The 233-nt window shown below is 34.3% G+C and carries 1 protein-coding gene; it reads right to left on the bottom strand.

The annotated features are described in order from the left end of the window. Nucleotides 1-233, bottom strand: a 233-nt coding sequence (locus tag H2O73_RS24375; RefSeq protein ID WP_220457792.1) for a hypothetical protein, incomplete at both ends; no start/stop codon positions are given.

Genomic DNA, 233 nt, shown 5'->3' with positions numbered 1-233 from the left:
AAAAGGATTGCCCTCTGTAAAGCTTTTAAATGTGTTTTGGTGTAAATCACCCGTAACACCTCCATAAAGTGTCAATACCTCGTCTATGATTTTGTAAGAGGCTGTTACGTTAGGGTAATAATAGGCGTTATTTGTGTTTCCACTACCAGAACCTGCACTATACAATAATTTTACTCCTAAGTTTACAGTAAGGTCATTTCTTAAAATTTCTAAACTTGGGTTAAAACCTATAT

Origin of the sequence: Vibrio marinisediminis, from assembly GCF_014050145.1 — a bacterium.
In the GTDB taxonomy this organism is placed as follows: Bacteria; Pseudomonadota; Gammaproteobacteria; order Enterobacterales; family Vibrionaceae; genus Vibrio; species Vibrio marinisediminis.
This window is presented reverse-complemented; position numbering and strand designations above follow the sequence as displayed.